The sequence below is a fragment of the Streptomyces sp. NPDC001407 genome (assembly GCF_042895325.1).
Taxonomy (GTDB): domain Bacteria; phylum Actinomycetota; class Actinomycetes; order Streptomycetales; family Streptomycetaceae; genus Streptomyces.
Genome location: NZ_JBIAWF010000004.1, coordinates 21,680 through 45,716, shown reverse-complemented (window position 1 = coordinate 45,716; position 24,037 = coordinate 21,680). Strand labels below are relative to the sequence as shown.

General features: G+C 73.3%; 22 protein-coding genes. 15 read left to right on the top strand and 7 right to left on the bottom strand.

Annotation, left to right across the window (positions count from 1 at the left end; all coding sequences use genetic code 11):
• Positions 1-16: 16 nt before the first annotated feature.
• Positions 17-298, bottom strand: a complete 282-nt coding sequence (locus ACFY1P_RS07570) for a phosphopantetheine-binding protein (RefSeq protein WP_361521730.1) — start codon at positions 296-298, stop codon at positions 17-19.
• Between the two features lie 81 nt (positions 299-379).
• The gene (locus ACFY1P_RS07565) at positions 380-1,924 is read right to left on the bottom strand and encodes an alkaline phosphatase family protein (protein ID WP_390750041.1); all 1,545 of its coding nucleotides are present in this window, start codon (positions 1,922-1,924) and stop codon (positions 380-382) included.
• A 710-nt stretch (positions 1,925-2,634) separates the two neighbouring features.
• On the opposite strand from ACFY1P_RS07565, the gene ACFY1P_RS07560 reads away from it, so the two are divergent.
• The 14 genes from ACFY1P_RS07560 (at position 2,635) to ACFY1P_RS07495 (ending at position 18,192) form a co-directional block, all read left to right on the top strand.
• Positions 2,635-3,801 carry an aminotransferase class I/II-fold pyridoxal phosphate-dependent enzyme gene (locus ACFY1P_RS07560; RefSeq protein ID WP_361521736.1) on the top strand — a complete coding sequence of 389 codons (1,167 nt, stop codon included), beginning with the start codon at positions 2,635-2,637 and terminating at the stop codon, positions 3,799-3,801.
• A gap of 4 nt (positions 3,802-3,805) precedes the next feature.
• Complete coding sequence (locus ACFY1P_RS07555; protein ID WP_390750040.1) at positions 3,806-4,753, top strand: glycosyltransferase; 948 nt, start codon at positions 3,806-3,808, stop codon at positions 4,751-4,753.
• Positions 4,750-5,532 carry a PIG-L family deacetylase gene (locus ACFY1P_RS07550; RefSeq protein WP_361521741.1) on the top strand — a complete coding sequence of 261 codons (783 nt, stop codon included), beginning with the start codon at positions 4,750-4,752 and terminating at the stop codon, positions 5,530-5,532. The genes ACFY1P_RS07555 and ACFY1P_RS07550 overlap by 4 nt, the downstream gene beginning before the upstream one ends.
• Before the next feature lie 39 nt (positions 5,533-5,571).
• Entirely contained in the window at positions 5,572-6,723 is a 1,152-nt protein-coding gene (locus ACFY1P_RS07545) for a radical SAM protein (protein WP_361521744.1), read from the top strand.
• Positions 6,716-9,004, top strand: coding sequence for an AMP-binding protein (locus ACFY1P_RS07540; protein ID WP_390750039.1), 2,289 nt, complete (start codon positions 6,716-6,718; stop codon positions 9,002-9,004). Before ACFY1P_RS07545 ends, ACFY1P_RS07540 begins: the two co-directional genes overlap by 8 nt.
• Complete coding sequence (locus ACFY1P_RS07535) at positions 9,001-9,774, top strand: SDR family NAD(P)-dependent oxidoreductase (RefSeq protein WP_390750038.1); 774 nt, start codon at positions 9,001-9,003, stop codon at positions 9,772-9,774. The genes ACFY1P_RS07540 and ACFY1P_RS07535 overlap by 4 nt, the downstream gene beginning before the upstream one ends.
• Positions 9,774-11,015: a Gfo/Idh/MocA family oxidoreductase gene (locus tag ACFY1P_RS07530; RefSeq protein WP_361521753.1), complete on the top strand. Its 1,242-nt coding sequence runs from the start codon at positions 9,774-9,776 to the stop codon at positions 11,013-11,015. The genes ACFY1P_RS07535 and ACFY1P_RS07530 overlap by 1 nt, the downstream gene beginning before the upstream one ends.
• Entirely contained in the window at positions 11,012-12,160 is a 1,149-nt protein-coding gene (locus tag ACFY1P_RS07525) for an LLM class flavin-dependent oxidoreductase (RefSeq protein ID WP_361521756.1), read from the top strand. The genes ACFY1P_RS07530 and ACFY1P_RS07525 overlap by 4 nt, the downstream gene beginning before the upstream one ends.
• A gap of 125 nt (positions 12,161-12,285) precedes the next feature.
• Positions 12,286-13,158 carry a transglutaminase domain-containing protein gene (locus ACFY1P_RS07520; protein ID WP_390750037.1) on the top strand — a complete coding sequence of 291 codons (873 nt, stop codon included), beginning with the start codon at positions 12,286-12,288 and terminating at the stop codon, positions 13,156-13,158.
• Positions 13,149-13,856, top strand: coding sequence for an HAD-IA family hydrolase (locus ACFY1P_RS07515; protein WP_361521762.1), 708 nt, complete (start codon positions 13,149-13,151; stop codon positions 13,854-13,856). Before ACFY1P_RS07520 ends, ACFY1P_RS07515 begins: the two co-directional genes overlap by 10 nt.
• Positions 13,853-14,893 carry an LLM class flavin-dependent oxidoreductase gene (locus tag ACFY1P_RS07510; protein ID WP_361521765.1) on the top strand — a complete coding sequence of 347 codons (1,041 nt, stop codon included), beginning with the start codon at positions 13,853-13,855 and terminating at the stop codon, positions 14,891-14,893. The genes ACFY1P_RS07515 and ACFY1P_RS07510 overlap by 4 nt, the downstream gene beginning before the upstream one ends.
• Positions 14,894-14,897: 4 nt before the next feature.
• The gene (locus ACFY1P_RS07505) at positions 14,898-16,460 is read left to right on the top strand and encodes a serine hydrolase domain-containing protein (RefSeq protein WP_390750036.1); all 1,563 of its coding nucleotides are present in this window, start codon (positions 14,898-14,900) and stop codon (positions 16,458-16,460) included.
• Between the two features lie 47 nt (positions 16,461-16,507).
• On the top strand, positions 16,508-17,359 hold the full coding sequence (locus ACFY1P_RS07500) for a methyltransferase domain-containing protein (RefSeq protein WP_361521770.1): 852 nt from the start codon (positions 16,508-16,510) through the stop codon (positions 17,357-17,359).
• A 5-nt stretch (positions 17,360-17,364) separates the two neighbouring features.
• Entirely contained in the window at positions 17,365-18,192 is an 828-nt protein-coding gene (locus tag ACFY1P_RS07495; RefSeq protein WP_361521773.1) for a cyclopropane-fatty-acyl-phospholipid synthase family protein, read from the top strand.
• A gap of 65 nt (positions 18,193-18,257) precedes the next feature.
• Here ACFY1P_RS07495 and ACFY1P_RS07490 read toward each other — a convergent pair whose 3' ends face one another.
• The 5 genes from ACFY1P_RS07490 to ACFY1P_RS07470 form a co-directional block, all read right to left on the bottom strand.
• Positions 18,258-18,665: a PPOX class F420-dependent oxidoreductase gene (locus ACFY1P_RS07490; RefSeq protein WP_361521776.1), complete on the bottom strand. Its 408-nt coding sequence runs from the start codon at positions 18,663-18,665 to the stop codon at positions 18,258-18,260.
• A gap of 37 nt (positions 18,666-18,702) precedes the next feature.
• Positions 18,703-19,734 (bottom strand): 3-dehydroquinate synthase, encoded by a 1,032-nt coding sequence (locus ACFY1P_RS07485; protein WP_361521779.1) that lies wholly within the window; start codon positions 19,732-19,734, stop codon positions 18,703-18,705.
• 55 nt (positions 19,735-19,789) lie between these two features.
• Positions 19,790-20,299: a winged helix-turn-helix domain-containing protein gene (locus ACFY1P_RS07480; RefSeq protein ID WP_361521782.1), complete on the bottom strand. Its 510-nt coding sequence runs from the start codon at positions 20,297-20,299 to the stop codon at positions 19,790-19,792.
• 131 nt (positions 20,300-20,430) lie between these two features.
• Positions 20,431-21,975: an FAD-binding oxidoreductase gene (locus ACFY1P_RS07475; protein WP_361521785.1), complete on the bottom strand. Its 1,545-nt coding sequence runs from the start codon at positions 21,973-21,975 to the stop codon at positions 20,431-20,433.
• Positions 21,976-22,048: 73 nt separating this feature from the next.
• Positions 22,049-23,029 (bottom strand): ROK family protein, encoded by a 981-nt coding sequence (locus tag ACFY1P_RS07470; protein WP_390750259.1) that lies wholly within the window; start codon positions 23,027-23,029, stop codon positions 22,049-22,051.
• A 195-nt stretch (positions 23,030-23,224) separates the two neighbouring features.
• On the opposite strand from ACFY1P_RS07470, the gene ACFY1P_RS07465 reads away from it, so the two are divergent.
• Positions 23,225-24,037 carry a shikimate dehydrogenase family protein gene (locus ACFY1P_RS07465; RefSeq protein ID WP_390750035.1) on the top strand — a complete coding sequence of 271 codons (813 nt, stop codon included), beginning with the start codon at positions 23,225-23,227 and terminating at the stop codon, positions 24,035-24,037.

Sequence of the window (24,037 nt, the reverse complement as noted above, 5' to 3'; positions counted from 1 at the left end):
AGCGCGCGCACGGCCGTCATTCGGCGGGTGCGGTGACGCCGTTCACGCGCTCGGACACATAGCCGGCGAGGAGGTCGAGACTGTCGATGAGCTTGATCGACAGGTCCTCGTCGGCGATCTCTATGCCGAATTCGCTCTCGACCCAGATGAGGAATTCGATGGTGTTGATCGAGTCCAGGCCCAGCTTCTCCACGAGTCCCTCGTCGGGTACGGCCGAGGGGTCCAGGGACAGTTCGAGGGAATCGACGAGCACCTTGCGCAGCCGGTCCTTGATCTTGTCGGTCGTCAGGGTCTCCATGGCAGAAATACCTCTCTCCTCCACGCCGCCGCGAGCGGCGGGACTCCGGTGGGGACAAGCGCCGGTACGGCCCGGCGGTGCTTACAGGTAGCCCATTTCGCGCAAGCGGTCGCTGGTGTACGCGTCCTCGGCGGCATCAGCGGCCGAAGCGGCGGCCGGGATCGTGGTGGCCGGGGTACCGGTGGCCTCGACCCGGGGGTCGGAGGGCGGGACGCGTACGCCGTCGTCGAGGACGGCGGTCACGGGGCGGCCGTGGATGTCGCTGGGCCATGCGGCCCCAAGGTCGGTGAGCAGGGTGGGCAGGGTGTCGGTGAGCGCGACGGTGCCGGGCAGGCGGCCGGGGCGGACGCGGGGCGAGCGGTGCGCCCACAGGCCGCGGTAGCGGTGCAGGCCGGTCTGCGCGCTCGGCCGCCACACGTCACCGCCGAGGTCGGGGACGGGCAGGACGGTCTCGTCCCGCGGGACGAGGAGGAGGTCGGGTGCCCGGCCGGTGTGCGGCCCTGGGTACGCCTCTTCGCGCGGGCGGACGGCCCGGAAGACCTGCTGTCCCTCGGGGCCGGCCAGCCCGGAGAGCAGGCCCGTGACCTCGTCCATGACGCGTTCGCGGTCGCGGGGTGCGACGGTGCCGCGCTGCTGGCGTCCGCGTACGTTGATGTTGAGGCCGTAGCTGCCGGGGACGGGCATGTAGACGCTGGTGCGGCGGAAGTCGACGTGCCGGCCGTTGCCCGCGAACCAGCTCGCCGCCGCGTCCTGCGGCTCCTCCCCCGGTGCGGTGGCCAGCAGCCCGGCCTCCTCCAGGAGGGTGTGCACCGACAGGCCGTGGCGCCCGGTGCCCAGGCCGTGGTCGGAGACGAGCACGACGGAGGTGTCCTCGTCCACGAGCTCCAGGAGCTCGCCCACCGCGTGGTCGATGGCCTGGTAGATCCGGGGCATGGCGACGTCCCAGCCGCTGCCCTCCGGGGCGGGCCGGTGGCCCGGGTGACCGGGGTCGCCGTAGTGCCAGTAGTGGTGGCCGACCCGGTCGGCCTCGGTGAGCACGACCATCACGACATCGGTGGGCCGGGTGGTCATCAGGTGCCGTACGGAGCGGACCCGCGCCGCCACATTGCGCTCGGCCTCCTCCAGATAGGCCATGTCGCCCCGGAACATGGTCGCGAGGTCCGACTGGAAATGGGCCTTGGCCGCGGCGAGTTCGCGCAGCAGGGAATCCGGGCGGCAGTGCTTGAGTGTCCGCTCCAGCGGCCAGGTGACCTGATAGCCGGGGAGGTCGGCCGGCGGGTGCGACATCGGGATGTTGATGAGGCCCAGCGAATATTCCTGCGCGGCGAGCCAGTCCCAGGCGCAGGACCGGCCCAGGTCGCCGGAGCGCGTGACGCGGGCCCCGTAGGCCGGGTCCTGGGTGTCGTAGAACTGATAGATCCCGTGACCGCCGGGATCGCTGGCGGAGACGAACGTGCTCCACCCCGGCGCCGTGTGGGCGGGCCAGGTGCAGTCCGTGGCGGCACTGGCGCTCTCGCGCAGCAACTTCGCCATATGGGGCAGCAGACCGCACTCGATCAGCGGGTCGACCGTATCGAATGTGCCTCCGTCGATTCCGATGACGAGGGCGCGGGGAGAGGGTGGCACGAAATTGCCTCCAGCTCTGAGAACTCATCACGATTGCAGGCAGAAACTGCCGCCGCTCATCGATGATCCGAGGACTGTAACAGCCCCTCACCGGTGCGTCCACAGACCGGACAACGGTGATCGTATGGCGCCCGGATCCGAGGGCCTGAGTGGGATTCGGCTCAATGAACCATGCACACAGCACATACCAGGACGGTGTCGCGCCCACCATACGCGACGCTTCCCGCTCCCTCCAGCCGTGCGGTTTGAGCCACTTCGACGCCGGATAACGTTGCCGACAGGCCCGCCGAGCAGCCCCTGAACTGGATCAATTCCCTTGGGAATAAGGCAGTTTCACTGCTCAACCACCCTGCTGACGAGAATCCACCGCCAACCGGCGGTCGGGGCAGACCTTCCCGGCAAGGGTGTTGACTCCGGCAACTGCCCTATGGAGGCTCGTGTCTGGCATGTGATCCGGCCCACGACCGGGGGCCGGATCACATGCCCGCTCCGGCCACCCCTCACACCGCGGGCCGGATTTCCCGCCGCCCCCGAGGAACGGCGTTTCCCGTCGGGTCACGCACCACCCTTCCCGACGCGGGGCGAACACAACGGAACCGGGCCGTGAAGCCACGGCCACCGAAGGCAAAGGCCTCGACACCCGCCCTCCCGCCGTACAGCGCCCCGAAGTCGACCGTGCCGCCGCACCCGCAGGACCGAAAGGCTGCTCAATGACACCTACGTCCGGTGATGACGTCCTGTCCTTTCCCTCATGGCCGCAACACGGCGCGGAGGAGCGCGCCGGACTCCTGCGGGCCCTGGACCAGAAGGGGTGGTGGCGCGACGCGGGGCAGGAGGTCGATCTCTTCGAGCGGGAGTTCGCCGACCACCACGGCGCCCCGCACGCGATCGCCACGACGAACGGCACCCACGCCCTGGAACTCGCCCTGGGGGTCATGGGGATCGGCCCCGGTGACGAGGTCATCGTCCCCGCGTTCACCTTCATCTCGTCGTCGCTGGCCGTGCAGCGCATGGGCGCGGTGCCGGTGCCGGCGGACGTACGGCCCGACACCTACTGCCTCGATGCCGACGCGGCGGCGGCGCTGGTGACGCCACGCACCAAAGCGATCATGCCGGTCCACATGGCGGGCCAGTTCGCCGACATGGACGCCCTGGAGAAGCTCTCCGTCGCGACGGGCGTGCCGGTCCTCCAGGACGCCGCGCACGCCCACGGCGCGCAGTGGCAGGGCCGCCGGGTCGGGGAGCTCGGCTCGATCGCCGCCTTCAGCTTCCAGAACGGCAAGCTGATGACCGCCGGCGAGGGCGGCGCCCTGCTCCTGCCGGACGACGAGTCCTTCCACGAGGCGTTCCTCCAGCACTGCTGCGGCCGCCCGCCCGGGGACCGCGTCTACCGCCATCTGACGCAGGGCTCCAACTACCGCATGAACGAGTTCTCCGCGAGCGTCCTGCGTGCTCAACTGAAGCGCTTGAAGGATCAGTTGCGCATCAGGGAGGAGCGCTGGGCCCAGCTGCGTACGGCACTGGCCGCCATCGACGGCGTGGTGCCGCAGGGGCGCGACGAGCGCGGCGACCTCCACTCCCACTACATGGCCATGGTCCGGCTGCCCGGCATCTCGGCCCGGCGCCGCCTCGCGCTGGTGGACGCGCTGGTCGAGCGGGGAGTGCCCGCGTTCGTCGGCTTCCCGCCGGTCTACCGCACCGAGGGTTTCGCGCGCGGCCCGGCGCCGGCGGACGCCGAGGAGCTGGCCAAGAGCTGTCCCGTGGCGGAGGAGATCGGCAGCGACTGCCTCTGGCTGCACCATCGCGTCCTGCTCGCCGACGTGACCACGCTGGACCGGCTGGCGGAGGTCTTCTCCGGCCTCGTCGGCGCGCTCTGACCCGATGCGGGCCCCCAACGGCACCACCGCCCCCCGGCTGAGCGTCGTCGTCCCCAGCCGGGGGCCCGCGGCACGCCTGCGCGCGACCCTCGCATGCCTTGCCGGCCCCTCCCCGGGAACGCCGCCCTTCGAAGTGGTCGTCGTCGACGACAACGACGGGGGCGACGCTGGTGATCAACTGATCGCCGTGACAGGCGAGATGAGCGGCCTTCTCCCGCTGCGCGTGGTGCGGGGACCGCTGCGGGGGCGGGCCGCCGCCCGGAACGCCGGGGCGGCCGCGGCCCTCGCGCCCCGGCTGGTCTTCCTCGACGACGACGTCCTGGTGGGGCCCGGCTTCCTCGCCGCACACGCCGCGGCCGCGGAACCGGACGCCTTCACCCACGGCCGGCTGCGCGAACTCCCCACCGCGGCGCGGTTCCTCGCCGCTGTCGAGAAGGCCGCCCCGACCGAGGTCCGCCGCGCCCGCGCCGGACTCGAACCCGCTGCCCCGGCCGCCTCCGAGCGGCGCCAACCGCACCGGCGGCTCGTCGCCAACGCCCTGGAGCGGGCCGTGGAGGCCATGGCCGGCGGCTCCCTGCCGGACGTCGCCCCCTGGCTCGGCTTCATCGGCGCGAACACCGCCCTCGACAAGGCCGCATGGGAGCATACCGGCGGATTCGACGAGGAGTTCGGGCTCACCTGGGGGTGCGAGGACCTGGAGTTCGGCTTCCGCCTGCACGCCGCCGGGCTGCGCAGGACCCTCGCCCCCGACGCCCTCGGTGTGCACCTCAGCCACGCCCGCCCCGGCCGCTGGGAGCAGCACCACCGCAACCTCACGCACTTCTCCGCCGGCCACCCGCACCCGTCGGTACGCGCCTTGGAGGCCCTGCTCGGGCCCGACGGCACGCCGGAGGCGTATGTGCGCGCCGTCCTGGCCGAAGAGGCCGCACCGGCACGGGACGCGGCGCGATGAGCGGCACACCGGCCACCGCGCCGTACGGTCCCGTGGTGCTCTCCCCGCACGCGGACGACGCCGTGTGGTCCCTGGGCGGGCGGCTGGCGCGCTGGGCCGCCGAGGGCCCGCGGCCGACCGTCGTCACGGTCTTCGCCGGGCCCGCGGCCGGGAAGCCCGAGTCGTGGCGGAGCGCCGCCGATCCCGCGGTGCGCCGGGCCGAGGACCGGGCGGCATGTGCCGAACTGGGCGTGCGCCACGTGCCGCTGGGCTTCACCGACGCGGCACTGCGTACGGCCTCGGGCGCCTATCTCTACGCTTCCCCGCGCCGGCTCTTCGGCCCCTGGCACCCGGCCGACCTCCCGCTGCTGGAGGAGGTGCGGGCGGCTCTGCTGCCGCTGTGCGCGGGGGCGTCGAGCGTCCACGTTCCCCTGGCGGCGGGCCGGCACGTCGACCACCGCCTGGTCCGCGGCGCGGTGGAGCCCCTGTCCCCCGCCCGTACCGTCTTCTACGAGGACTTCCCCTACCGGCTGCGCGAACGTGACCACACGAACCTGCGGCCGCGCACGGAACGGCTGCCGTCCGAGGCGGTGGACCGCTGGCTGACCGCCGCCGGTCACTACTCCAGCCAGGCGAGCGCCCACTTCGGCGGTGCGGCCGCCCTGCGCGAGGCCCTGCTCGCCCGCGCCCGCGCACACGGCGGGCCCGGCCGGCCCGGCCACGCCGACCGCCACTGGGTGCCCGTCGGCCAGGACGACCGGGGCGAGGCCCGGCCGGCACCCGTGGAAAGGGGGCCGTGACCCACGCCGTGCGCAGCCCCACCACGAGAGAGGCCACTCATGTCCCGTAGCACCCACCCGCCGACAGCCACCCCCGACGCGGGCACCAGGCGACGCCTGCCGCTGATCGGCAACGACCTGGTCATCAACGAGGACTCCTGCAACCTCAGCTGCACCTACTGCCTCACCGGACAGAGCAACCTCAAGGAGGGCCACTCCCTTCAACTGATCTTCGAGCCCCCGCGGCGCGACAGCTACGCCAAGGACAGCGGGCTGGGGCAGCGCATGGACAAGGTCGCCGACCGGATCCGGGACCGCTTCGGCCTGCCGCTGCTCAAGGTGACCGGAGGCGAGATCTTCCTGGTCCGGGGGATCATGGACTTCCTGGAGCAGGAGGCCCGTAAATACGACGTGCTGGTCATCCAGACCAACGGTGTCCTGGTGCGCGAGGAGCACCTGGAGCGGTTCCGCTCGTGGGGCAACGTCGTGCTCCAGGTCTCCCTCGACAGCCACCTCCACCACGGCAACAGCCATCGTGTGCCGTCCGGGAGCCTGCACGAGAAGGTCGTCGCCGCCATCGCCCGGATCCTGGACTCGGGGCTGCCGGTGGAGATCTATTCAGTGCTCAACGACCGGAGCGTCACGGAGGTCTGCGCGTTCGCCGAGTGGCTGTCGGGATTCTCCCGGCCTCCCGTCTACTTCCCCTTCCCGGTGCGGGGCCCGGACTCGGAGGACTTCAAGGTGCGGCCCGGGCAGTTCGGCCACATCCAGGAACTCGTCGACCGCTACGACGAGTTCGCGCGGGTCCTCCCGCCGCGGCCCTACTTCGACCGGCTGACGAGCTTCTACCGCGAGGGCCGCCGCACCTTCCGCTGCCATCTGCCGCGGCTGGTCGTCTCCAGCTTCAGCGACGGCGTCGTCACGCCCTGCCCCAACATCTGGTTCTCCGACATGGGCAACGCCCTGGAGGACGACTGGAGCGAGATGCTGGACACGGTGGGCACCAGCGGCCTCTACCGTGCCCTGCTCGCCCCCAAGCCCCGGCTCAAGGCGTGCCACGGCTGCTTCACGCCCTGGGACACGCTCTCGATGTACTTCGAGGACGAGATCACCCTCGACGAGCTGTGCGCCGCTCCCACCTACTCCCCGCCCCGCATCCGGCAGATGCTCAGCGACGCGAAGGCCGACTACCTCCAGGGCGGCCATGACTGAACAGGCGACCGGTCACGAGGCGGACACCCTCCTGGGCGCGGTGGAACGGCTGCCGTCCGGCCGGATACCGCTGCCCGGGACCGATGTGAACTCCCTGCTGGAGCAGGTGCGTACGGCCGCGGCACAGCTCAAGGCCGAGGCGGTGGAGGGCGAGGCGGTGGCCCTGCGCGCGCCCAACAGCCCGCGGTGGGTCGTCGCCTTCCTCGCCCTGCTGGCATCCGGCGCCAGGCCCCTGCTGCTCGAACCCGACACCCCCGGCCCCGAGACCGCGCGGCTGCTGCGGGCTGCCGGGGGCGGCAGGTCCCTGGTCGTCCCCGGGACCGGCGACGGCCTCCGCCTGACGTTGACCGGCTCGCCCGGAGAACCCTCCGGCGCCCCGCCCGCCGTGCTGCTCCCGACCTCGGGGTCGACCGGTGCGAGCAAGCTCGTCGCCCGCAGCGAGGAGAGCCTGCTCGCGGAGGGCCGCCGCTACCGCGACGGGGTCGGGCTGACGGGAGAGGACACCCTGCTGCTGCCGGTGCCGCTGTCCCACGCGTACGCGCTGGGCTGGCTGTTCGGCGGACTGCTGACGGGTGCCGCGCTGCGCCCCGTACCGCCGACCGCCCTCGGCCGCATCGCCGCGGAGCTGTCCGGTGGTGCGACCGTGGTGGCCCTGGTGCCCAGTGTGGCCCGGCTGCTGGCGACCCGGCGGCTGCGGGGAGCAGCGGCCGGGCGGGCGCCCGCCGCTCCCGGTCTCCGGCTGGCCATGGTGGGTGCGGGGCCGGTGGACGAGCAGCTGGACCGCGCGTTCACCGAGGCGTTCGGGACCGGTCTCGCCCGCAACTACGGTTCCACGGAGACGGGCGCCGTGCTCGCCGGACCGGCGGGGCTGGAACCCTTGTGCGCCGGTGCTCCCCTGCCGGGGGTGGAGTGCGAACTGACCGGCCCGGAGGGCGTGGTGCCGCCCGCCGGCACCCCGGGGCTGCTGAGCGTACGGGTCGACGGCCGGCCGTACGCCATGGGCGATCTCGCCGTGGCCGTGCCCGGGGGCCTGCGCATCCTGGGACGCGAGGACCGGGCGATCCGCCGGGGCGGGCGCTGGGTCTCCCCGCTGGAGATCGAGGAGGTGCTGCGCGGTCATCCGGACGTGGTGAATGTGCGGGTGGGCGCCCGGCGGGGGCGGCACCGGGGCGAGGACGGGATCGTCGCGGAGGTCTCGGCGGCGGCGCCGGGGCTCACCCCCGAGGCGCTGCGCGAGCACGCCCGCCGGGAGCTGGCCCCGCACAAGGTGCCCGACGAGTTCGTCCTGCGGGAGAGCCTGCCGGTCAACGCCGCGGGCAAGGTGCGGGCGGCGTCCGTCTACCGCCTCACCCGGAGCGCGGCGGAGGCCGCCCGGGCGTACAAGGCCTCCGAAGTGCTCTTCGCGCTGCACGACTTGGGCGCCCTGGAGGCACTCGCCCAGGGTGCCGGCACGGCTCTCCTCGCCGGGGAGCTGGGGTGCGACGCGGATGCCCTGGAGTGGCTGCTGCGCACGGCCACCGCCCTGGGGGTGCTGACCACCGGGGCGCAAGAGCCCGGGGACCGGGTCCGGGCCGGGGAGCTGGCCGCGTTCGTGGCGCTGGAGGAGCACCTCTCCCGTGGGCTGGTCACGCGCGAGGAGCTCGTCGCGGTGGCCCGGAGCGGGACGGCGCGGCGTCCCTTCGAGGAGCGTCCCCCCGAGAGCCTCGGTCCGCTCGTCGCCCTGTACCAGGGCGCGATGGACGGCCCCGGCGCACGGGCCCGGGCCGCGCTCGGCCTGCGGCTCCTGCGGCCCGGGCCGGGAGCCCGGGTGGTGGAGGTGACCGCGGGCCCGGGCCGCTATCTGGAACGCCTGCTCGCCTCGGACCCCGGGGCGAGCGGCCATCTGGTCACCGTCGGCCGGCTGAGCGGGCCGCTCTCCTCGGCCGTCGCCGCGGCGGTCGAGGAGGGCAGGGTGACCGTGGGGACGGAACTGCCCGTCCGCTACGCCGACTTCTGCGTGGTCGCCAACGCCGTGCACGGCCCGGGGCCGGGCAGCGCTCTCGGTGCCCTGCTCGGCTCCCTGCGGCCGGGCGGGCGGCTGCTGGTCGACGACGTCTTCCTGCCGGCGTCCGGGCCGGGGAGCGAACTGGCCCTGGACTGGCTCACGCACGGCGGGACCGCGTGGCCGACCACCGGCGAGCTGATCGCCGGGCTGCTGCAAGAGGGGGCGGAGGTCGCACGGCACGTGCCGCTGGACGCGTCCCCCTGTCATCTGATCATCGCCAAGGAGGCCGGTTCATGAGCACCGTCACCGACCGGGCCACGGAGCGCCTGGGACAGAGCGGCCGCGTGGTCGTGGTCTCGGGCGCGTCCGGGCAGATAGGCGGCGCGTGCGCGCTGGAGCTCGCCGCGCTCGGCGCCACCGTCGTCGCCGGCTACCACAGCGGCGAGCAGGCGATCCGCAAGCTGCGGGAGCAGGTGGAGGGCCAGGGCGGCATCCTCGTGCCCGTGGCGGCGGACCTGAGCGAACCCGAGGGCGCCGACGCGCTGGTGGCGGCGGCCGTCGAACGGTTCGGGCGGGTGGACGGCTGTGTGGCTGCTGCGGGCTTGCGTACGCGCCGGCTCGCGATGGCCACGGACGCCCGGAGCCTGGAGAAGCTGCTGCGGGTCAACCTGGCCGGTTCCGTGGGTCTCGCCAAGGCGTGCCTGAAGCCGATGATGCGCGCCAGGTACGGGCGGATCGTGCTCTTCGGCTCCCGGGCCGGGACCAGCGGGCTGCCCGGCCACAGCGCGTACGCCGCCACCAAGGGGGCGCTCCAGCCGTGGGCGGCGTCGGTGGCGGGTGAGGTCGGCAAGCACGGCATCACCGTCAACGTCGTCGCGCCCGGGGCGATCCGCGCCGAGGTGATGGACTTCTCGGAGGCCGAGCGCGATCTGGTCCTGCAGTTCATCGGGGCGGGGCGGCTCGGTGAGCCGGAGGAGGTCGCGGCGGCGGTGTCGTTCCTGCTGTCGCCGTCGGCCTCGTACGTCAACGGCAATACGCTCGTCGTCGACGGTGGTGCCCGCTTCTGATGACTTTCACGGAGAAGGCACCCGTCGTGACACCGCCGACGACAGCTCGCGAACCCCTCCGGATGGCAGTGCTGGGCGCGGGATGGGTCTCGCGCAAGGTGTGGCTGCCGCTGCTGGCGGAACACCCGGCGTTCCGGGTCGACTTCCTCGTGGACGACGACCCCGTGGCGGCCAGGTCGGCCCTGCCGGAGGGCGCGCGGACCCGCGTCCTGAGCAGACCGGAGGAGCTCGCCCCCAGAAGCGTGGACGCGGCCATCATCGCCCTGCCCAACCACCTCCATCTCCCCGTGGCCAAGGCCCTCCTGGAGCGGGACGTGCCGGTGTTCGTCGAGAAGCCGGTGTGCCGCACGCTCTTCGAGGCCCAGGCGCTCGCCCTGGACCACCAGGCGCGGGGCGACAGCATCGGGGACATCACCCTCTACGCCTGGAGCGCCGCCCGGCACCGCACCGATGTCTGCCGCCTGGCGGAGCTGCTGCCCTCGCTGGGCACCGTGCGCAGTGTCGGGCTGAGCTGGATCCGGGCCACCGGCATCCCGCAGCGCACCGGGTGGTTCGTCGACCGCCGGCTCGCCGGGGGCGGCGCGCTGCTCGACCTGGGCTGGCACCTGCTGGACGTGGGCCTGCACCTGCTGGGGTGGCCGCGCGTGGTCCGGGCGGCGAGCACGATGTCCGCGGACTGGATGAGCCGGGGCGAGGCCACGGCCGACTGGAGCCGGCGCTCCTCCGGCACGGCGCGGCCAGGCCCCGGGGAGACGGTGGAGGACACCGCCCGCGGCTTCCTCGTCACCGACACCGACGTGGGCATCTCCCTGGAGACACGCTGGGCCTCCCACCAGGCGCTGGACGTCACCACGATCACCGTGGAGGGCACCGAGGGGGTGGCGACGCTGCGCGGCACCTTCGGCTTCAGCCCCCACCGGCTACAGAAGTCGAGCCTCGTGGTCCTGCGCCAGGGGGTGGAGGAGACCGTCGCGCTGCCCGACGAGCCCGTGGGCGTGGAGTACCGGCGGCAGGTGGACGAACTCGCCCGCAGGCTCGGCGGCTCGGCCGACGGGCAGGGCCCGGTGTCGGGCCTGGGCGAGGGGTCGATGGCCGAAGTGACCATCCTGGCCTCCTGCATCGACCACATCTATTCGGCCGCCGGCGTCGACCCTCCCTCGCCCCTGCACCGGCCGCAGAGCGACGCGGCGCCCAGCACGTCCAGTTGTCCACGTGTCCTGCCCACCCGGGGAAGCCAATGAAATTCGCTTATTTCTCCCATGTCTGGGGACGTCCCGGTATCACGCCGGGCGAGCGCTACGAAGAGCTGTGGCGCGAGGTCGAGGACGCCGACCGGCTCGGCTTCGACTACGCGTTCTCGGTGGAGCACCACTGCACGCCGCACGAGAGCTGGATGCCCTCGCCCGCGGTCTTCTGCACGGGCGCCGCGCTGCGCACCGAGCGCATCCGGGTCGGCCCGATGGGGTGGGTGCCGCCGCTGCGCCACCCGCTGCACCTGGTCGAGGAGGTCGCGACCCTGGACCAGCTCCTGGGCGGGCGGCTGGAGGTGGGGCTCGCCTCGGGCGTCAGCCGTGACCCCTTCCTGCCCTTCGACGCCGATTTCGACAACCGTCACCTCCTGACCCGGGAGGCCCTGGAGCTGCTGCGTGCCGCGTTCGCCGCGCGGGGCGCCTTCGACTTCGACGGGCCCGCGCACCGGCTGCGCGACATCGCCCTGTCCTTCCCGCCGGTGCAGCGCCCGCACCCGCCGATGTGGGTGCCCACCACCAACCGCAACACCTTGCGCTATCTCAGCGAGGCCGGTGCCCACACCAGTTCCACGATGATCGTGCCGCGCGCCTCCATGGCGCTGGTCTACCGGCACTACCTCGACTGGTGGCGCGGCCACGGCCACGCGAGCGACCCGCGCATCGGCTACTGGACGCTGGTCCACGTGGCCCGGACGGACGCCGAGGCGGAGGAGCGGGCGGCCGCGCACATCACCGAGACGTTCACCAAGACGCTGCGGTACGGCTCGGTGTCCCGTTCCCGCGATCAGCACGCCCCACCCAGCAGGCTCAGCACGACGGACATCCTGGCGGGCTCCGGCGACCTGCGCTTCCTGCTGGAGAACAACCTCGTCTTCGTCGGCTCGCCGGCGACCGTGGCCGACCGGATCAGGGCCGCGTCCCTGGAGGGCCATTTCGACACGCTGCTGGGCGAGTTCACCTTCGGCGAGCTGGCGGACCGGCACCGCATCGAGTCCATGGAACTGTTCGCGCACGAGGTGGCCCCGGCACTGCGCGCCTTCTCCCCCTACGCGCCGCGCCCGCAGGAGCCGGCGTACACCGCGAGCGACGAGCAGCAGGTGGCGGCCCGCCTCCAGGCTCTGGGCTACATCGACTGACCCGGCACCCCACCGGCGGCCGCCCCGGCCGTCCCGCACCGGCTGCCCGCCCCGGCGAAAGGATTGAGGAGATCAGCGTCTACCTGCCGGCCCGGCCCCCCTCCACCCAGGAGCTCCAGGCGCTCGTGGAGCGTCTGAAGCTCGTGCCCGACGAGCACCGCCGTTTCACCGTCGACGAGCAGAGCGCGCGCCGGCTGCACCGGATCGGACCGGAGCTGCTGTCCGCGCTGTGCGAGGCGGGCGTGCCCTTCGTGGGAAGCGGCGCGGGACGCCTCTTCGACGGCTACGACCTGGGCAACACGGCCCTGCACCTTGGCCTGGCCTCGGTGCAGCGCCGGGCCATCCGCTCGTGGGCCGGTTCCCTGCGGACCGCCTCGGCCGCGGAGAGCCCGCGCTGGCGCGTCGACGTCACGGCGTCCTGCCCGGTGCCCGGCCACGCGGGCCCGTGCCGCTACGGAGTGCTGCTGCCCGGCGCCCGCCGCCCGGTGGAGGCGGCTTCGCCGCGGGAGACCACGCTGGCGCGGCTGTACACACGGTCGCGCGGCCACTGGCCGGACTTCCCCCCGGCCGTCCTCGACCTGCTGCGCACCCTGGAGCCGGTCGGCTTCTTCCTGCTGCCCGAAGCGATCCGCTGGGACCCGGGGTTCCTGTGGAGCACGCACATGGCCGACTGCGGCGGCGCCGCGGCCTGGCTGGTGGCGGAGGGCCGGCGGCGCGGGCTCGACGTGCGGTTCTCCTTCGGGCTGCTGGTGGCCAAGCCGTACTCCACACCGCACTGCTGGGCCGAGTTCCTGGTGGGCGGCCGCTGGGTGCCGGCCGATCCGCTGCTGCTGAGGGCCATGGCCGCCTGGGGCGGGCTGGACGCGGCGGCCCACCCGCCGCACAGCTCGCCGGGGGCCGTCTACCACCGGCTCGCGGGCCGCTTCACGAAAGTCGTCAGCCACGCCGGGGTCTGGGCCCCGGCGTCCCTACCCACGGAGCTCCTGCCATGCCCCTGAACCCCCCGCCCGCCTCGCGGGCCGCGGCGGACGCGCCCGCCACCGCTCTCCCGTGCCGGTTCACCACCGTGGTCTTCGACCTCGACGGCGTCCTCATCGACAGTTTCGCGGTGATGCGCGAGGCGTTCGCCGTGGCCTACCGCGAAGTGGTGGGGCCGGGCGAGCCGCCCTTCGAGGAGTACCGCACGCACCAGGGCCGCTACTTCCCGGACATCATGCGGCTGATGGGCCTGCCCGGCGAGATGGAGGAACCGTTCGTCCGGGAGAGCCACCGGCTGATGGACCGCGTCGAGGTGTACCCGGACGTGCCGCAGTTGCTGGCGGAGCTGCGCGCGGACGGCGTCGGCACCGCGATCGCCACCGGCAAGTCCGGCTCCCGGGCGCGCGCCGTGCTGGAGGCGGTCGGGCTGCTGCCCCTGCTGGACGAGGTGGTGGGCAGCGACGAGGTGCCGAGGCCCAAGCCGCACCCCGACATCGTGCGGGAGGCACTGCGCCGGCTGGACGCGGCGCCCGAGGACGCGGTCATGGTCGGCGACGCGGTGATCGACATCCGCAGCGGCCGCGCCGCCGGGACCGCCACCGTGGGCGCGACCTGGGGCGAGGGCGCGGCCGGCCAACTGCGCGCCGAGCGGCCCGACTTCCTGCTGGACAAGCCGCAGAGCCTGCTCGCGCTGGTCCGCAGCGGCGGCCACGCATGACGCCCGCGACCCCGCGCTGGAGCGTCGTCGCCCCGCAGGGCACCAACCTCGAACTGGCCGGTACGGGCGGCCGCGAGGGCTGGCGGCTCCTCCTGGAGACCGCCCGCACCGTCCACCGGCACGGCCGTGGCGCCCTCTGGCTGCTGGACCGCACCGACACCCTGCCCCGGCGCGAGCCCGAGCCGGTCTGGGAGGGCTGGACGGCGCTGGCGGCCCTCGCGGGCGCGGTGCCCGGTCTGGATCTGGGACTGCTCTCCTCGGCCCCGCCGTTCCGCAACGCCGCGCTGATCGCCAAGCGGGCCGCGACCCTGGACGTCGTCTGCGACGGCCGGCTCACCCTCGGCTTCCCGGCCCGCGAGTACCTGCCGGAGCACCACTCGACGGGGCACGAGGTGCCCACGGGCCTGGAGGCGGACGAGGAGGAGGCCGCCGGCCACCGGGCTCTCGGCGAGACGGTCGAGGCCCTGCGCGCGCTGTGGGGCGGACAGCCCGTCACCTTCACCGGGGAACACATCCGCCTCACTTCGGCGCACTGCGTGCCCGCCCCACGGCAACAGCCCCTCCCCCTCGCGCTGCGCACCCCGGCCGGGGACGCCGGGAGCGGCGCGCTGCGGCCCGCCGACGCCACCGTGCGGGAGTGCGCTCATGTCCAGTGGACCGGTGAGCCCGCTCAGGTCGCCGCGGCCGTCACCGCGTTCCGCCGCCGTCGCACGGAGCTCGGGCTCGATCCGGACGGCGTCCGGCACGCCTGGGCCGCGGAGTGCCGGATCTTCGACTCCGTCCTGGAACGCGACCGCTGGCTCTCCACCCCGCACGAGGTGCTGTTCTGGAGCCACCATCCCGACCTGCTGGCGCGGCGCAGCCTGTACGGGACGCCGGAACAGCTCACCGAGCGCGCCCGGCGCCTGGTCGCCGCGGGCGTGGCGGAGTTCGTGCTGTGGTTCCGCGACTACCCGGCCACCACCAGCCTGGAGCGGCTGTTCCAGGAGGTCGTCCCCCAGGTGGCGCCGGGGGCCGCCAAGGAAGCGGAGGAGTGAGCCCGTGCTGAACACCCTGTCCACCGCGCCGTTCCTGTCCACGGCCTGGCTCGCCGGGGCCGCGAGGCTCGAACGCCCGCCCGTGGGCGAACGCGGCACGGTCGCGCTCCGCCTGGAGCTCACCGACCCACCGCCCGGCGAACCCCCGGCCGTCGACGTCCAGGTGGACCTCGTCGCCGGGCGGCTCGGCCTCGCGGCCGCGGCCGGTGAGAGTCCGGGACTGCGGATCCGGCTTCCCCTGGAGGCCGCCCGCGCCCTGCTGCTCGGCCCCGCGCGGGATCGGACCGGCGTATTCGAGCGGGGCGACGTACGGGCCGAGGGCAATTTCAGCCTGCTGTTCTTCATCGACGCCGCACTGGAGCGGGACGCCTCGGGCCATGTGGCCGCGCTCAGGGGCACGCCCGGTACCACGGCGCGGGAAGCGGCCCCGCAGCCCGGCACCGAGGACGCGGCCGAGGCCGTCCGGCGCGCCCGTGCGGCGCTTCCCGGCACCATGCGGGAGCTGGAGCGCGAGGTCGGCACCTCGACCCCTGGGGCGCAGATCTACGTCTCCCGCGACGGAGTCCCTCTGGCGGACGCCGGGTTGGGGCTGGCCCGCCCCGGGGTGGCGATGACCCACCGGTCGCTGCCCCTGTGGTACTGCTGCGCCAAGCCACTGCTGTCGGTCGCCCTGGGCCGGCTGTGGGAGGCGGGAGCGTACGACCCGTATCTGCCCGTCGCGCACTATCTGCCGGAGTTCGGCAACCGGGGCAAGGAGTCCATCACCTCGATGGAACTGCTGACGCATACGGGCCCGCTGCCCACCGGCGACGACCCGCTGCACGGCATCGTGGCCGGCCCGGACGAGGAGCGTGTGCGCCGTGCCTTCGAGGTGCCGGTGGCACCGCGTCCGGGGGGCACGCCCGGCATCAACTACAGCCAGTGGTGGGCCTGGTTCGTCCTGGCGCGCATCCTTCCGGTCGTCGACGGCAGGGAGTACCGCGCGTACGTCCAGGAGGAGATCCTCGGGCCGTGCGGCATGTCCGGCACCCGTGTCCACCTGGATCGCGAGGAGTTCGCCGCGCTCGGGGGCGAGCTGCCGCTGATCCATGTGAGCAACCCCGAGGGCGGCCCGCTGCCCACCCACTGGTGGTCGACGGAGGCGGCCACCACACGCTGCATCCCGGGGGTCAACACCCGTGGCCCGCTGCGGGACATGGGCAGGCTCTTCGAGATGCTGCTGCGCGGCGGGGACGCTCCCGGCGGGCGCGTCCTGGCGCCGCCCACCGTCGCCGCCCTCACGGCCCGGCACCGCACCGGCCTCCAGGACCGCTACGGCAACGCCGACTGGGGCATGGGGTTCCGCCTCGAATGCCGTCAGCTGGATCCGCGGTTCACCAGCTTCGGCTCGTACGCCTCCCCCCGGTCCTTCGGGCACGACGGGCTGTGGACCGCCGTGGTCTTCGCCGACCCGGACGCCGCTCTCGTCGTCGCCCTCCACCTCAACGGGAAGGTGGAGCACGAACGGCACCGCGAGCGCATCGTCCGCCTCGCCGACGCCGTCTACCAGGACCTCCGTCTCTCCTGACACCGACTGCCCGACCCACCCCCGACCTTTCACGAGAGGGATCGTCCATGCCGCACTCCGAGCTGTCCGAACTCCCCATGCCCTCGCCCGCCTCCGAGGAAGTGGGCGCGCTCTACGACCGGTTCACCGCGCTGGGAGCCGCCTCCCTCGGCGAGAACCTGCACTTCGGCTACTGGGACTCCCCCGACAGCCAGGTGCCGCTGGCCGAGGCCACCGACCGGCTCACCGACATGATGGCCGAGCGGCTGCGCATCGGCGCCGGCTCCCGCGTCCTGGACCTCGGCTGCGGCGTGGGGACCCCGGGCGTACGCATCGCCCGGCTCAGCGGAGCGCATGTCACGGGCATCTCGGTGAGCCATGAGCAGGTCGTCCGGGCCAACGCGCTGGCCGAGGAGGCCGGGCTCGCCGACCGGGCGCGCTTCCAGCGGGCCGACGCGATGGACCTCCCCTTCGAGGACGAGAGCTTCGACGCCGTCATCGCCCTCGAATCGATCATCCACATGCCCGACCGCGCCCAGGTGCTCGCCCAGGTCGGCCGGGTGCTGCGGCCCGGGGGCCGTCTGGTGCTCACCGACTTCTTCGAGCGGGCCCCCCTCGCCCCCGAGGGGCGGGCCGCCGTCCAGCGCTACCTCCACGACTTCATGATGACCATGGTCAGCGCCGAGGCGTACCCTCCCCTGCTGCGGGGGGCGGGCCTGTGGCTGGAGGAGTTCCTCGACATCAGCGACCAGACCCTGGAGAAGACCTTCAGGCTGCTCTCGGAGCGCATCAACTCCTCGAAGCAGAGGCTGGAGACGCAGTTCGGCGAGGAGATGGTGAACCAGTTCGACCCCGGCGACCTCGTCGGCGTCAAGGAGTTCGGCTATCTGCTGCTGGTCGCCCAGCGCCCGGGAAAGTGAGCGGCATGACGGAAACCGCGTCCGCCTCCGACCGGATGGTCGAACTCTACAACCGCGTCACCGACTTGATGGTGCACGCGGAAGGCGGCTACATGCACGGTGGCTACTGGGCGGGACCCGACGTCCCCACGACGGTGGAAGAGGCAGGCGACCGGCTGACCGACTACGTCTCGGAGCGCCTGCGCCTCGCCCCCGGGGAGCGGGTGCTCGACGTGGGGTCGGGCAACGGCAAGGCCACCTTGCGCATCGCCGCCCGGCACGGGGTGCGGGCCACCGGGGTCTCCATCAACCCCTACCAGGTGGGTCTGTCGCGGCAGCTCGCCGAGAAGGAGGGCGACGAGGCGACCGAGTTCCGCATCGGTGACATGCTCGCGCTCCCCTTTCCCGACGGCTCGTTCGACGCCTGTTACGCGATCGAGAGCATCTGCCACGCCCTGGAACGGGCCGACGTCTTCACCGAGATCGCCCGGGTGCTGCGCCCGGGCGGCCGGGTGACGGTGACGGACTTCGTGCTGCGCCGGCCCCTGAGCGACGCGTCCAGGACGATCGTCGACACCGCCAACGACAACTTCCAGCAGGGCCCCGTCCTCACCCGCGAGGCGTACGAGGACTGCATGCGGTCGGTGGGGCTGGAGGTGGTGGAGTTCCTCGACATCGGGGACGAGGTGCGGCCCTCCTACGAGGCGGTGGCGGCGAAGATGCGTGCGGCCAGGGACGAGCTCGGCTCCCACATGGACGACGAGGCGTTCCACCGCATGGTCGACGGCATCGACCGCATGGGCTCGGTGGAGGAGGTCGGCTACTCGGTGGTCACCGCGCGGAAACCGGCGTAGGGCTCCCACGGGAAGCCCCGGCAGCGGCATTCGGGACGCTGCCGGGGCTTCGGACGCCTACGCCCTCACCACTGCTCGTAGACCGACGTCGGAACGAGCCGGACGGCGAGAATGGTGCTCACCTCCGGCGGCTCGGGGAACGACTCCCGGTAGGGCACGCCGTGGTACTTCATGGAGAACGTGTCGAGGTACGCGCCCGGGTCCGGCACGTCCTCGAAGTGCGCGGTGCCCCGGATCGCGGCGTAGGTGTACGGCGAGTCCGCCGGGCTGATCAGCACGCTCACACGCGGGTCGCGCAGGATGTTCCTCTCCTTGCGGCTGCCGCGCGTGATCGAGAACAGCACGTCGGAGCCCTCGCGCCGGACCCACACCACCGACTGGTGCGGGCGGCCGTCGGGGTCGGTCGTCGCCACGACGCCGAACACCAGGGAGTCCAGGGCCTTCTTCAGCGGTTCTGACAGCTCTGCCGACACGAAACGGTCACTTCCCCTCGGAAGACGGAACACTCGGTCAGGCCGTTCCTCGCGGCATCGCCGCGAGCGTACGCAGGACGACGTCCTCCGGGATCCCGGACACCAGCTCCACGCCGGAAGGCCCGTCGAGCACGAAGGTCAGTCCCGACGTGGCCTTCTTGTCGTGCCTCATCAGCGCGACGAGCTCGGTGATGTCGGTGTTTCCCGGGAGGCTGTCGGGAAGTCCGTAGTGGCGGACGACCTCGGTGTGCTCCCGCGCGCGGTCGGCGCCGATGCGGCCCAGCGCCTCCGCGAGCCGGCCCGCGAAGACCGTCCCGATCGCCACGCCGAGTCCGTGCCGCAGCCCGAAGCCGGTGGCGGTCTCCAGTGCGTGGCCCAGCGTATGGCCGTAGTTGAGGATGTGCCGCAGGCCGGTGTCCCGCTCGTCGGCCGCGACGACGGACGCCTTCAGCCGCAGGCTCGCGGTGACCTGGTCGTGGACGGCGAGGCCGCGGAGGTCGCCGGCGCCGATGAAGTGGCAGCGCGCTATCTCGCCGTAGCCGTTGACCCACTCCTCGGCGGGCAGCGTCTGGAGATACGTGGTGTCGCACAGCACGGCCTTGGGCTGCCAGTAGGCGCCGACGAGGTTCTTGCCCTCGGGCAGGTTGACCGCCGTCTTGCCGCCGACGCTCGCGTCCACCTGGGCCAGGAGGGTGGTCGGCAGGTGCACCACCGGCACCCCACGGTGGTGCAGCGCCGCCGCCAGGCCGACGGTGTCGGTCGTCGAGCCTCCTCCGCAGGAGACGACGACGTCGTGGCGCGTGATGCCGAAGGTGGTGAACTTGCGGCACAGGTCCTCGACGGTGGCGAGCGTCTTGTGCCGCTCGCCGTCACGTGCCCGCACGATCAGCGCGGGCACGCCGGGATCGGGCACCAGGTCGGGGGGCCGTGCGGTCACGACGGCGGCGCGGTGCGCGCCGAGGGAGGCGACGATGCCGGGCAGGAGGTGGCGGACCCCCGGTCCGACGTGGACGGGGTAGGACCTCTCGCCCAGTTCCACGTCGACGCGGCTGTGATGAGGCTGCTGCACTTCGGGCTCCTCGCTCGTAGGGGCGGTCGGTGCGGTGCGCGGCCACGCCCGTCGGTCAGACTCCTTCCGCGCTCTCCAGGACGTAGCCACGCCCCCGGACGGTGCGCACCCTCAGGCCCAGCGCGGCGAGGCGCCGTCGGATCCGCATGATGTGGAGGTCGAGCGCGTTACGGCTCGGCACGGTACGGCCCGGGGGCGGGCGGAGCAGGTCGTCGCGGGCGACGACCTCGGCATAGGACTCGGCGAGCCGGGCGACGAGCCGGGCCTCGGTGGGCGAGAGCAGGGCGGAGCGCCACCGGAAGCGCAGCACTCCGTTCGGGTCGACCTCGGGCCGGGACTCGGCGGCGGCTCCCCGAAGGCGCAGGGCCTCGACGCGGGCCCGCAGGTCGTCGGTGCTGACGGGAGCGCGGACCCAGTCCTCCTTGGGGTCCACGCACAAGGGTGCCTCGGCCCCCGCCTCCAGCACCAGGATCCGCATGACGCCCCGGTCGCGGCAGCGCTCCCGCCGCTCGGACTCCACCGGCCAGCGGATCAGCTCCACCCTCTCCACCGCTGATGCTCGCAACTGGCGCCCCCTCCACGGCAACTGAGCTCTGCACGCCCGGACTTCACTCAATCACACAGAAGTGCGCGGGCGCACCAGTGCCCACAGGAGCCGCGGAGGGGAGCAGGCCGGCAGGGGTCTTTCGGGAGAGGTCAGACGGCCTGCGCGAAGGAGAAGAGCCGGTGCGGGTCGTAGGCCGCCTTGACGGCGGCCAGGCGCACGTAGTTCTCGGCGTAGTAGGCCGACTTCCAGTCGTCGAGCTCCGGGTCGATGAAGTTCTGGTAGCTCTCGCCGTTGGAGTGGGGATCGAGCGTGCGCAGTCCTCGCGCGGCCCAGGCGCGGCCGAGCCTCTCGTCCTCCGCCGTGTACTCCGGGTCGTTCAGCCCGATCGAGAAACCGAGGTAGAACTCGGTGTCGCGGTGGACGTAGGCGGTGGTGGTGCGGTCGGGGCGGTTGGCGGCGCCGCCGAGGGCGAAGAAGCTCAGGAAGCGGAACTGTCCGGCGCGCGGGTCGGCGGCGAACGCCTCCAGGATCCGCTCGACGCCTCCTTGCCCGATGGCCCGGGAGAAGAGCCGGTTGCGGTCCATGGAGAAGTTCTGCCGGGGCAGCGCGGCCTCGGGCGAGTAGCCGACCGTGTGGCACTGCTCGGGCGTGAGGTCGGCGCAGCCGTACTGCGCCATCATCGCGTCGTGCTGGGAGAGCGCCTTGGCCGAGCGGGTGGCGGGCGCGCTGCCCACCGAGGCCACCAGGGAGTCCAGCACGGGGGTGAGCGCGTCGGCCGCGCCCAGCCAGGCGCCGGTGACGACCACGACCGGCGTGCCGGTCCCGGCGTCGGGCCACTGCACGGCCATCGCGGCACCGAGGTCGCGGGGGCCGTCGATGATCCAGTGCTGCCACGCCTCGATGACGCGCCGCGCCGACTCCCACGGCCAGGTGAGGTTGTAGCTGACGACGGAGGGGACGTCGGTGGGGCGCAGCTCGAAGCCGGTGACGACGCCGAAGTTGCCGCCGCCTCCGCCGCGCATCGCCCAGAAAAGGTCGGGGTGTTCGGTGGCGGAGGCGGTCACGGCGCGGCCGTCGGCGAGCACGACCCGGGCGGAGACGAGCCGGTCGCACGCCATGCCGAACTTGCGGCTCTGCCAGCCCAGTCCGCCGCCCTGGACGAAGCCGCCGGGACAGACGCCCGCGCAGTTGCCGCTCGCCACGGCGACACCGCGCGGCGACAGGGCGGTGAGGGCGTCCACCTGCTGGGTGCCCGCGCCCATGACGACGGTGTTCCGGGTGAGGCTCACCGCGTGGAAGCCGGAGACGTCCAGGACGATTCCGTCGGTCGTGGAGTAGCCGCCGAAGCTGTGCCCGCCACTGCGCGGGGTGAGGGGCAGCGCGTGGTCCTGGGCGAACGCGAGGGTCGTCCGCACGTCCTCCTCGGTCCGGCAGTAGGCGACGGCCTGCGGGCGGATGCCGTCGAACTGGCCGCTGTAGAGCTTCCTGGCCCGCTCGTATCCGGTGTCCGCCGGCAGGACGAGCTCGCCCGACAGATGACGGCGTAAGGAGGCCCAGTCGACCCCGCGCGACGCCGCGCGTCCCCGTACACCCGGCAGCCCCACGGCCGCCGCACCGGTGGCGGCCGTACCGGCCACGGCGGCGGCCGCCGCCACCCCGGCGCCGACGCGAATGACGCTCCGCCTGTCGAGCATGACTCTGACTCCTTCTGCCGACCCCGAGCACACGAGGCGTGGTGAACCTGGGCGAAATCACCTGTGATTGTGCTCAGTCGGACCGGCCAACGGCCCTGTCTGTCACTCCCCCGAAAGAAACATCGGAAGAAACATCGGAAGAAACACGGTCACTCTCCGGCGGCCGGTTTCCCCGCCCGTGTGCCTCCCGCGCGAGCAGCAGTGCGCCGTGCAGGGAGGACCGCCCGCCGAGCACCGCCGGGCGCACCCGCACGGGATCCGTTCCCGGGCGGGTCAGCCGCTCGACGTGCGCCGCCACCGAGGCCACGTATCCCGGCACGCCCGCCGCGAACCCGCCGCCGACGAGGACGAGTTCGGGGTGGGCCAGCTCGCAGATGCCGGTCACGGCGGTGGCCAGGGCCGCGGCGCTCTCGTCGACGGCCGCTTCCGCCCACGGGGCGTGCAGGCGCGCCCCGGAGGCCAGTTCGTCGAAGCCGGTCTCCCGGCCGCGCCGTTCGGCGGCCCGCCGGAGGGTCGCCGGTCCCGACGCGACCGCCTGGACGCAGCCGGTGCGCCCGCAGTCGCAGCGTGGGCCCGAGCGGTCGACGACGACATGGCCGACCTCGCACGAGCCGCGTCCGGGGCCCGGCCAGGAGCGGCCCTCATGGACGATGCCGCCGCCGATGCCCGTGCCGACCCCCACGTACAGCAGATGCCGGCAGCCGGCGGCGCGGGACTCCGCCAGCGCGGCCAGGTCACCGTCGTCGGCGCAGGCGACCGGGGTGCCGGGCAGCAACTGCCCGAAGGCGGCCGTCAGGTTCAGGCCCGCCCAGCTCGGCCGTCCCGGCCACGTGCGGACCGTCCCGGCCGCGTCGCAGATCGCGGGCATGGCCACGCCGACCCCGGCGAGGGGGTCCTCGCGGTGTCCCAGAAGACCGCGGACCCGCGCGGCGAGCAGGTCCAGATCCGCGGTGACGTCGCCGGCGGCGGGCCAGCGGAACGTCACGTCGCCGCCGCCCGCACCGTCGGTGTCCCCCGTCACCCGCAGGGCGACCTTCGTGCCTCCGACGTCGATTCCCAGGTATCTGATGGCTTCTTCCCTCCGTCGGGACCGGTCGGGAGCTGTCGGGATCCGCCGGGAGCAACTACCTGGAGGGGCTGGCGCGTCAGGGGCACGCAGGGTTGTGCCGACCGGCGGTCACGGCAAAGCTGTGGAGCATCTCCAGCACCGTAGGGCAACATCCGTCGGGGGTACAGAGAGGATCGGCTGATGGAATTCCTCGGGCCGGCGGCCGGTGTCTCGGGCGCCACGCGGCTGTACGCGGTGCTGGGTGATCCCGTCGCCCAGGTCAAGGCGCCCGGTCTGCTCAACCCCCTGCTGAGCGAAAGCGGTCTGGACGCCGTGGTGGTGCCGGTGCACGTCCGGGCGCGGGATCTCGCCGAGGTGGTCGAGGGGCTCAAGCGGATCGGCAATCTGGACGGTCTGCTGGTCACCGTGCCGCACAAGGCGGCCCTGTGCGGGCTCGCGGACGGGCTCGGGCCGGCGGCCGCCCTCATCGGGACGGCCAACGCGATGCGGCGCGAACCCGACGGCCGCTGGTACGCCGAGAACTTCGACGGGCTCGGGTTCGTCCAGGGTCTTCAGGCGGCCGGGCACACGGTGCGCGACAGGCATGTGGCACTGGTCGGCGCCGGAGGGGCGGGCAGCGCGATCGCCACGGCGCTGCTGATGGCCGACGCCGCGCGGGTGTCCGTGCACGACACCGACCGCGCCCGGCTCGACGCGCTGCTGCTGCGGCTCGGGTCCCGCCGGCCGGACGGGATCCGGGCGCTGGGGCCCGGCGATCTGGAGGCGGCCGATTTCGCCGTCAACGCGACGCCTCTGGGCATGCGTTCCGAGGACCCCCTGCCCTTCGACCCCGCGAGGGTGCGACCGGATGCCGTGGTGGTCGACGTCGTCATGAAGCCGCACGAGACGGCGCTGCTGAGCGCGGCCGCCACCGCCGGGCGCCGTGTGCACCACGGCATCCATATGCTGGAGCAGCAGGTTCCGTGCTACCGCGCGTTCTTCGGGTGGCCGTGA